At 68.6% G+C, this 8,121-nt stretch carries 6 protein-coding genes; 4 read left to right on the forward strand and 2 right to left on the reverse strand.

The window, feature by feature from the left end:
- Positions 1-43: 43 nt before the first annotated feature.
- On the reverse strand, positions 44-1,957 hold the full coding sequence (locus tag DRB06_RS16150) for an Ig-like domain-containing protein (protein WP_181575238.1): 1,914 nt from the start codon (positions 1,955-1,957) through the stop codon (positions 44-46).
- 118 nt (positions 1,958-2,075) lie between these two features.
- Positions 2,076-3,041, reverse strand: a complete 966-nt coding sequence (locus DRB06_RS08950; RefSeq protein ID WP_181575239.1) for a LuxR C-terminal-related transcriptional regulator — start codon at positions 3,039-3,041, stop codon at positions 2,076-2,078.
- Between the two features lie 311 nt (positions 3,042-3,352).
- On the opposite strand from DRB06_RS08950, the gene DRB06_RS08955 reads away from it, so the two are divergent.
- From DRB06_RS08955 to DRB06_RS08970, 4 genes are all read left to right on the forward strand, one after another.
- Positions 3,353-4,753, forward strand: coding sequence for an amidohydrolase family protein (locus DRB06_RS08955; RefSeq protein ID WP_181574853.1), 1,401 nt, complete (start codon positions 3,353-3,355; stop codon positions 4,751-4,753).
- Positions 4,754-5,071: 318 nt separating this feature from the next.
- Positions 5,072-5,659 (forward strand): hypothetical protein, encoded by a 588-nt coding sequence (locus DRB06_RS08960; protein WP_111819753.1) that lies wholly within the window; start codon positions 5,072-5,074, stop codon positions 5,657-5,659.
- A gap of 158 nt (positions 5,660-5,817) precedes the next feature.
- Complete coding sequence (locus tag DRB06_RS08965) at positions 5,818-6,573, forward strand: hypothetical protein (RefSeq protein ID WP_073329664.1); 756 nt, start codon at positions 5,818-5,820, stop codon at positions 6,571-6,573.
- A 74-nt stretch (positions 6,574-6,647) separates the two neighbouring features.
- Entirely contained in the window at positions 6,648-8,072 is a 1,425-nt protein-coding gene (locus tag DRB06_RS08970) for an amidohydrolase (protein WP_258522214.1), read from the forward strand.
- The last annotated feature ends 49 nt before the right edge of the window (positions 8,073-8,121 follow it).

Below are 8,121 nucleotides of genomic sequence, written 5' to 3' on the forward strand. Positions count from 1 at the left end.
GTATAGGACTGCCGAGGTCGATTGCGTGGGTGTGATTGTCGGGTCAGGCTCGCCTGCGCGCAACCGTGGCTGAGATTCCAGCGAACAGGAGAACCGCGGCGACCATTGCAAGCGACGTGGTCCCTGCGCCGGTCTTGGCGAGCTTCGCACGCGGGGTCGTCTTCGCGGCCGGGGTGGACGGCTGGCCGGGTGAGGGTGCCGTCACTCCGGGCGTGGTTCCGGCGCTGGGTTCGGTGGTCGGTTCGACCGTGGGTTCGCTGGACGGCTCCACGGTGGGTTCGGTGGTCGGTTCGACCGTGGGCTCGGTGGTGGGTTCCACCGTGGGTTCGGTGGTCGGCTCGGTGGTCGGTTCCACGGTGGGTTCGACCGTGGGCTCGGTGGTGGGTTCGACCGTGGGCTCGGTGGTCGGTTCGACCGTGGGCTCGGTGGTCGGCTCGGTGGTCGGTTCCACGGTGGGTTCGACCGTGGGTTCGGTGGTCGGTTCCACAGTGGGTTCGGTGGTGGGTTCCACAGTGGGTTCGGTTGTCGGCTCCACGGTGGGTTCGGTGGTGGGTTCGACCGTGGGCTCGGTGGTCGGTTCCACGGTGGGCTCAGTGGTCGGCTCGACGATCGGCTCATCCGGGAAGGCGTTGGTCGCCACGATCTTCACCGTCGCGGCCGCATCGATGGGGAATGTTAGCGACACCCCGTTCTCGATCGGCGTCGCCGTCGCCCCGTCCACCTCGTAAGAGACGCTCACGTCCTCGGGCAGGTTCTTCTCGACGATCTGGCAGGTGGCGGAGGACTTGGTCGTCACCGTCGTCGTGGTCTGCCCCGCCTGAATCGCCGGCATGTCAATGAAATCGGCGGACAGGCACTTGTAGGAGAACTGGTAGGAGGCGTCGGCCGGCGCCGCGGTTCCGGTCGTGACCTTCTCGATCGTGAAGGATGCCCGGTGGCCGGATCCGGTCCCGCCGCTGTTGGGCAACTCGACGCGCCCAACCACCGTGGCCGGCTCGCCATCCTCTGCCACCGAGATCGTGGCGGTGTTGACCAGCTCGTCCAGGTCGGCGACCTCCGGGCCGACAGCGGCACGCAGGTCGATCTGGAGCGATTCGTGAGCGGGCTGGTAGCGCCCGTCGGCCATGGGGCTGAAGACGATGCGCACGCCGCCGCCGGCGGTCTCCGTGCAGGACCAGCGGTTGGAGTCGATCTCGTTGTCGTAGACGACCTCCGTGTGCGGGTAGGGCGTGCGGTCGTAGATCTTCGCGCCGTCGCAGGTCATGGTGAGCCCTTCACCGCCGACGTCCTCAACGACCAGCGGTTCGTAAACGTCCTGCGCGGTGGTGCCGACGTAAATGCTCCAGCGAGAGCTGCTCATGTCGGCGTCGTACACGCCGGTCTTGCCGCTGGACTGGTCGACACCGGAAGGGCCGGGGCCCACATAGGTTCCGGGCAACTGGAAGCTCTGACCACAGGAGGTGAAGGTCAGCGTGTAGTCGCCGCCAGCCTCATCGACCTGGGAGCGGTCCCAGCCCAAGGTCACCCAGGCCGAGCCGGTGATGTCGCCGTAGGTGTCGGCATACTCGGACAGGACGAAGTTGAGCGTCTTGCCAGACCACGTGGCGCGTCCGACGACGACGCCGTCCGGTGCCGTCAGGTCGAAGCTGCTGGGGCCGCGGTTCTCCAACTCGGCCGGCAGGGTCAGCGTGAAGCTGTCCCCGGAGCTTGCGGTGGCGGGTGCGGTCCACGTCAGGTCGGCGCGCACCAGGCCGGAGGCGTCGGAGACGTAGGTTCCGTTGGTTACGTGGGTGCCGTCCCGCCAGGCGACGGAGGTGACGGAGCCGGCGCAGGTTTCCGCGGCTGCGGCTTTAGGCTGGGAGGGGTCGTCGCTGACATCGGCTAGGGCGGCGGACCCCGGAACAGCTAGAGCTAGCACCAGGGCCGCGGCGCAGGCGAGTGAGCGTAACGCCTTCATTGTGTTTCCCTTCGATGAATCGGGGGATCTGGTATGGAATACGGGACTCATCGAAACACGAATTTAGTAATGCGCTTGCTAGTAGGCGATGGCGAGAGCCTGCCATGGCATAGGCGTGTCACGCGGACGGTGTCGTGCCGGGCGTGTCGTCCGCCTGCGGCAGCCAGCCCAGCCGCACCGCCTGCATGCCCAGCTGGAAACGGCTCTGTGCTCCCAGTAGGTGATTCAGCTCGGCGACCCGTCGGGCCACCGTCCGCATGCTTACCCCGAGTTGACGGGCGATCGCCTCATCTGTCATGCCAGAAGCCAGCATCCACACCAACTCACGATCCTGCAGCAGCGCGCTTTCGATGGCTGATACGCGCGGCATTGGAACGCCCCTCTGCCACAGGTGCTCGAACAGGTCGCCGAAGGTCTCGACCAGCTCAGGTTCAGTGATGCGGGTGGTAACGATTTCGTTGCCGGACCCCTGACGCAGAATGAGCGCCGTCGTCTCGTCGGCGAGGAGCATGCGGAAGGGGAGTTTGTCGACGAAGCGGGCCTCCTCGCCCTGGTGGATGGATTTTGCAACGACTTTGAAGTAACTCGGATCGTGTAGGGAGGCCATTTCGTACAGCGCACGGTGTCGTACGCCGCGGCGTAGCGACTCCGGCTGCATGCTCGCCTGCTGTCCCGCGGAGGTCAGGTACGGTGAGCGATCCATCCCCCGGAACTCGCCGCGGGCGGTGGCGAAGAGCTGGTTGAACATGGCGATGGCCCGTTGCGGGGACCGGGTTGTTTCCACCGCGTGCCGACCACCCTGCTCGAGCAGGTCCAATTCCAGGGCGGCGGTCTCGGCGCGGCGGGCGTCCTCCCGGTATCGCTGCTCTAGGTCGCGTAATGCGCGGGCAGCTGAGCGCGGGTTCACCACCCCGTCGGCTACGGCGGCCAGGTCCGCTTCAATGAGCTCTGAGAGAGCGGGGTCCTCGGAGTCTGCGGCGCGGAGTTCGCCGTCCAGCAGCGATAGGTACAGGGACTCGGCGGCGTCGCTGATGCCGAGTCCGGCGAGTAAGCGGTGAGCCGCCCCGACCTCCGAATCGCTCATACGCGCGATGCTAGCGGTGAACATGGGGGCGTTGCTGGGAGCGAGCTCCATGGAATCGGGGCGGGGCCGGGCTTTGCACGACCTTGGGGTGCATTCCACGACCCTGGGGTGGTCGTGGAACGTACCCGAAGGTCGTAGAACGTCGCCGCGGGTCGTGGAGCGCGCCCTGGAACGAAGCTTCGGAGAGGCGCACATGAGTTGGATTAATGCTGCCGGCCTCACGGTTGCCCAAGGGTGGACGCTGGTCGTCCCGCCGCGGCTTTAAGCGCTGCTGCGTCTCTCCCCATTCACCCAGGCACTCAGGAGGCTCCATGACGGACTGGATCACCCCACCTACCGACGGCGGGGAGCGACTAGACGGCACCGGCCCGGCCCTGCTGACCGCCGACCGCGTACTGACCGGACGCCGCGGCGACGCCGTCGGCAGCCTCGAGGCCATCGGTGAGGACGACCCCGCCGGCGGCGCCGTCTTCATCGACGGCGCCCGTATTCGCGCCGTCGGACCCACCGCGGAGCTGACCGCCCGACTCGGTGAGCTGGCCGAAGCGGCCGGGACCACGCCCGCGCAGGTGCGCCGTGTCGACCTGCCCGGCGCCACCCTCATGCCCGGGCTCATCGAGACGCACGCCCACCTGCCCACCTCCGGCACGGACGTGGAGTACCCCGACTACGGGGAGCATGACGTCGCTCGGCTCGCGCTGAACGCCGCCCGCTCGGCCCGGGAGCTGCTGTCCCTCGGCGTCACCAGCGCGCAGAGCCTGGGCGCCCGCCACTACGTGGACGTCGCCCTGCGCGACGCCATCGACAACGGCGACCTGCGCGGGCCCCGCATCACCGCCGCCGGGCCACAGATCACCGTCACCGCAGGCCACGCCCACCACGCCGGGGGTGAAGTGGACGGCCTGGACGACATCCGCCACCAGGTGCGGCTCCACCACAAGCGGGGCGTCGACACCATCAAGGCGATGGCCACCGGCGGCTTCACCACCTCCGGCTCGGTGCCCTGGATGGCCCAGTTCAGCCAGGAGGAACTCACCGTCATGTTCGCCGACGCCCACCGCCTGGGCAAGTGGACCGCAGCCCACGCCCACGGAACCCAGGGCATCGAGCGGGCGGTGCGCGCCGGCGTCGACTACCTCGCCCACGCCTCCTTCATCAGCCCAGCCGCCCGCTCCGAACCCGACCCGCGGCTGGCCGACGAGATCGCCGCCGCCGGCGTCTACGTGGACTGCACCATCACCGCCGAACTGCCCCGGCTGATCGCCCGCGACGACGTCTTCGCCCCGCCCGCGCGCATGCTGTGGGAGCACGGCGTGAGAATCGTCGCCGGGCACGACGCCGGCATCCCCGGTGTTCCGAACCGCGGCTACGTCGGTGGCCTGGAGGCGCTGGAGTACGTCGGTCTGCCCCGGACGGAGGTGCTGCTCGCCGCCACCTCGCGGGCGGCCGCCGGCATCGGCCTGGCGGGCGTGACCGGCGTGCTCGCCCCCGACTTCGACGCCGACCTGATCGCCGTCGCCGGTGATCCACGCACCGGGCTGGGCGTCCTGCGCGACTTGCGACTGGTGGTCAGCCGGGGACGCGAGTTCATCCCCGACCGCATACCCGGGCTCGCACACCGCACCGACCTCGACGCCTTCACCGGGCCGGGCGCGGTGCTCGGCGCCTGGCGGAACCGGGACGTGCTGCGCGCCCGCCACCCGGAGGTCTGAGGCGTGTCCGCGTCCGTGCCGCCCGGGCGGGTGCCCGAACACTGGGGAGCCGGAGCCGCCGGTGCCCTGGACCGGCTGCGGGGTCGGAGGCGGTCTCGGGCACACTTTGGAGCCGCATGGTGCTGTCAACAGGTGCTGTGCTCGCGACAAGTGCGGCGTTTGGTTACGAGAAATGGTGGCGTAGAGATAGGCTCCTGGACAGGTTGGAACTCGGACGCGGGCTAGGGCGTGTTGCTCGGCAAAGAGCTTCCCTGCCGAGGTCATGAGGTTCCGGAAGGGAGGGCGGCGGTGCGCATGGCGTTGAGTCGCGTCCCCGGTATGACGGTCACCGACCTCATTCCGGTCAACGAGGATGATCCAGGGGGTTCCAACGACTCGCAGTGGGGACGGGCGCAGGTTTTGGTCAAGCACAACACGGTAGACAACCCCAACATTGTCGTCAACGAGTACATCGCCAACAGAATCGCGATTGCCCTGGGCATCCCCACGCCCCTCGGTGACCTCTGGTTCGACCCGTCGGCCGGCGAACCGGCATGGGTTGTCGCCGAGATCGGAGAGCCGGGAAACCACTTCCCGCCTCCGCAGGAGGCCGCGTTGCTCAGCATCCCTGAGGAGACGCGGGCCCTCATGGAGGCTTTTGATGCACTGATTTACAACACTGACCGTCACGAGGAGAACATCCTGGCCGACAACGATGGCCACGCCTGGGTCGTTGATCATGACGGGGCTCTTTTCGGCAACATCAAGGGCAACAGAGCGACGGGGCTGCTGAGTACCAAGGGTCGTTATGACTACGACCCGATGGGCTTCTGGGGGAAGCTGCCTGCGACGTCGGAAGCCAGGGAACGTGCCATCGCCCATATCCGAGCGGGCCTTGCGTTGTCGGCCATCGAGTCGCCCGTGTGACACCTGTATAACCTCGGACTGCTGCGTGCACCCGAGCGTCAGGCTGTCATCGAGTTCTTGTCTGACCGTCGTGCCATGATTGGGTCTATAGTCCGACGGCGGCCCGGAGCTGCCGTTGGCAAGCAGGGCCTGCTCACCGATGAGGGAGGCGACTTTGAATGACTGAGCTGTACACCGTGAAACACCTGGCCGACCGCGTCGCCAACGAGCCGCGTAACGTCGGCGTCATCGCGACGACCGGTCACGACCCGAGCTCTCGTGTTGCCCTACGGTTCCTCGGGATCGACCTGGACGGCACCGCGGCGCGCAAACCGTTGCCGGGTGTCAGCAAGGATGTCTACATCAGCTGGGTTGACTACTTCCGTTCTAAGACGCGGTCCGGACGCTGGGAGGACATAGCCCGGGCGCATCGCCGTCGGCCACAGGACTTCTACCTGGAACATGCCCTCACCATCCTCGACAGTGACGACGTTGAGCGTCTGGCGGACGAGTACTTCCCCCGGCTGGTCCAGACGGCGGCGAAAAAACGGAGGTCGTCGGAGGTCATGCGTCAGCAGGTGGATGACGTCTTCCGTGAACTCGGCTTGGCTCCGGACAGGAACGTTCCTATTGAGGCGCATGTCAATGACAAGAATGTTCGCGTCTCGTTCGGATACGCCCTGTCGGGCGACAGGCCGGTACTCTTCGACGTGCTGCCGACTCACGGTCTAGGGGCGAATGGCCAGGCGTTCGCCTATCGGACGATGGTGGCGCAAAAGGCGGAGGTTAGTAAGGACTTCGCGGCATTCATCGACCTGGAGAATGTCTCCGACGAACAGGACCTGAGGGCAGTGGAGAGCGTAGCGACTGTCATCGATCCGGTCGGGGACTTTGCCGGGTCTGTGGAGACGGTTGCCGCACTGACTCGGGCGTGAGCGCATCCCGTTGGTCGTGGCTGGCGGTCGGAAGGCCGTAGCGGGGGCGGCCTGGCCGCGGCACAATCAGCGCCATGAATCGCCCCGTCCGCGACCTCAGTCGGCCCACCACGCCCTGCTCCGCCGTGCAGACACGCATGGCCGAGGAGACCGCCGCCCGGGCCGCCGTGGCCGGTCCCGCCCCCGCCCTGCCCGAGGACGTCGGTGCCGCGGCCGAGTTGCGCGCCGAATTGGGCGAGGTCGTCGACTCCCTCGCACCGGAGCTCGTGGCCCTGTCGCGTGACCTGCACGCCCACCCCGAGGTGGGGCACGCCGAACACCACGCCGTCGCCGCCGTCGCCGAACTGCTGCGTGCCCACGGCATCATCCCGAGCCTGGGCGTGTACGGCATGGACACCGCCTTGCGCGCGGAAATCGGCGCCGACGCCGCAGCGCACGGGGAGCAGCGAGACTCCGAGGCGCCGCGGCCGCCCGGCGGCAGTCACCCCCACGCCCCGACCATGGCGATCCTGGCGGAGTACGACGCCCTGCCCGGCGTCGGCCACGGCTGCGGGCACAACGTCATGTGCGCCAACTCGGTGGGCGCCTTCCTCGCCCTGGCCGAACTCTCACGCCGTCGCCCCGGCGTTCTGCCCGGCCGCGTCATCCTGCAGACCACCCCGGCCGAGGAGTCCGACACCGCCAAGGAGATCCTCGCCCAGCGCGGCATGCTCGTCGGTGTCGACGCCGCCATCCAGACCCATTCCTACGCCCACGACCTGGCCGACCAGACCTGGCTGGGCGTGCGCCGCATGAGCGCCGTGTACACCGGCATCCCCTCCCACGCCTCCTCCCAGCCCTTCATGGGCCGCAACGCCCTGGACGCCGCCACCCTGGCGCTGACCGGCCTGGGGCTGCTGCGCCAGCAGATCCTGCCCATGGACCGGGTCCACGCCGTCGTCGACGACGGCGGGCGGGTCGCCAACGTGATTCCCGAGCGCGCGGAGCTCAACCTCATGGTCCGCTCCAAGTACCCCGAGACGCTCAAGGACCTGGTGGGGCGCGTGGAGGACCTGCTGCGCGGGGCGGCGCTCATGACCGGCACGGGGGTGGAGATCATCACCGACCCCAACACCAACGAGATGCCGGTGCGCTCCAACGGCCCGCTGCTGCAGGCCTGGGTGCGTTCCCAGCGGGAGCGCGGCCGCGACCCGCTGCCCGCCGGGGTGGTGTCGGAGACCGTCGCGGCGGGCACCGACTTCGGCAACGTGTCGCTGCGTGTGCCCGGTATCCACCCGCTGATCAAGGTCACCGACCGCGACGACGTCGCCCTGCACACCCGCGAGATGGCCGCGGCCGCCGGCTCGCCCACCGGTGACGCCGCGGCCGTCGACGGCGCATACGGGCTGGCCGCCGTCGCCCTGGACTGGTTGCACGACGCCGGCCTGCGCGACGCCGTGCGCGCCGACTTCGAGGCCGCTGGCGGGGCCGTGGACGTGGCCGGATTCTGGGGGGAGTGAGCCGGGGCGAGGCCGCGCCATGGCAGCGCGCCCCTGGCGGGGGGGGGGG

It is taken from the genome of Actinomyces sp. Z5 (assembly GCF_003287795.1).
Classification (GTDB): Bacteria; Actinomycetota; Actinomycetes; order Actinomycetales; family Actinomycetaceae; genus Actinomyces; species Actinomyces glycerinitolerans.

Coding starts and splice junctions, on each gene's coding strand:
- DRB06_RS16150 (WP_181575238.1), bottom strand. CDS start 1,957: ATGAAGGCGTTACGCTCACTCGCCTGCGCCGCGGCCCTGGTGCTAGCT.
- DRB06_RS08970 (WP_258522214.1), top strand. CDS start 6,648: ATGAATCGCCCCGTCCGCGACCTCAGTCGGCCCACCACGCCCTGCTCC.
- DRB06_RS08950 (WP_181575239.1), bottom strand. CDS start 3,041: ATGAGCGATTCGGAGGTCGGGGCGGCTCACCGCTTACTCGCCGGACTC.
- DRB06_RS08965 (WP_073329664.1), top strand. CDS start 5,818: ATGACTGAGCTGTACACCGTGAAACACCTGGCCGACCGCGTCGCCAAC.
- DRB06_RS08955 (WP_181574853.1), top strand. CDS start 3,353: ATGACGGACTGGATCACCCCACCTACCGACGGCGGGGAGCGACTAGAC.
- DRB06_RS08960 (WP_111819753.1), top strand. CDS start 5,072: ATGACGGTCACCGACCTCATTCCGGTCAACGAGGATGATCCAGGGGGT.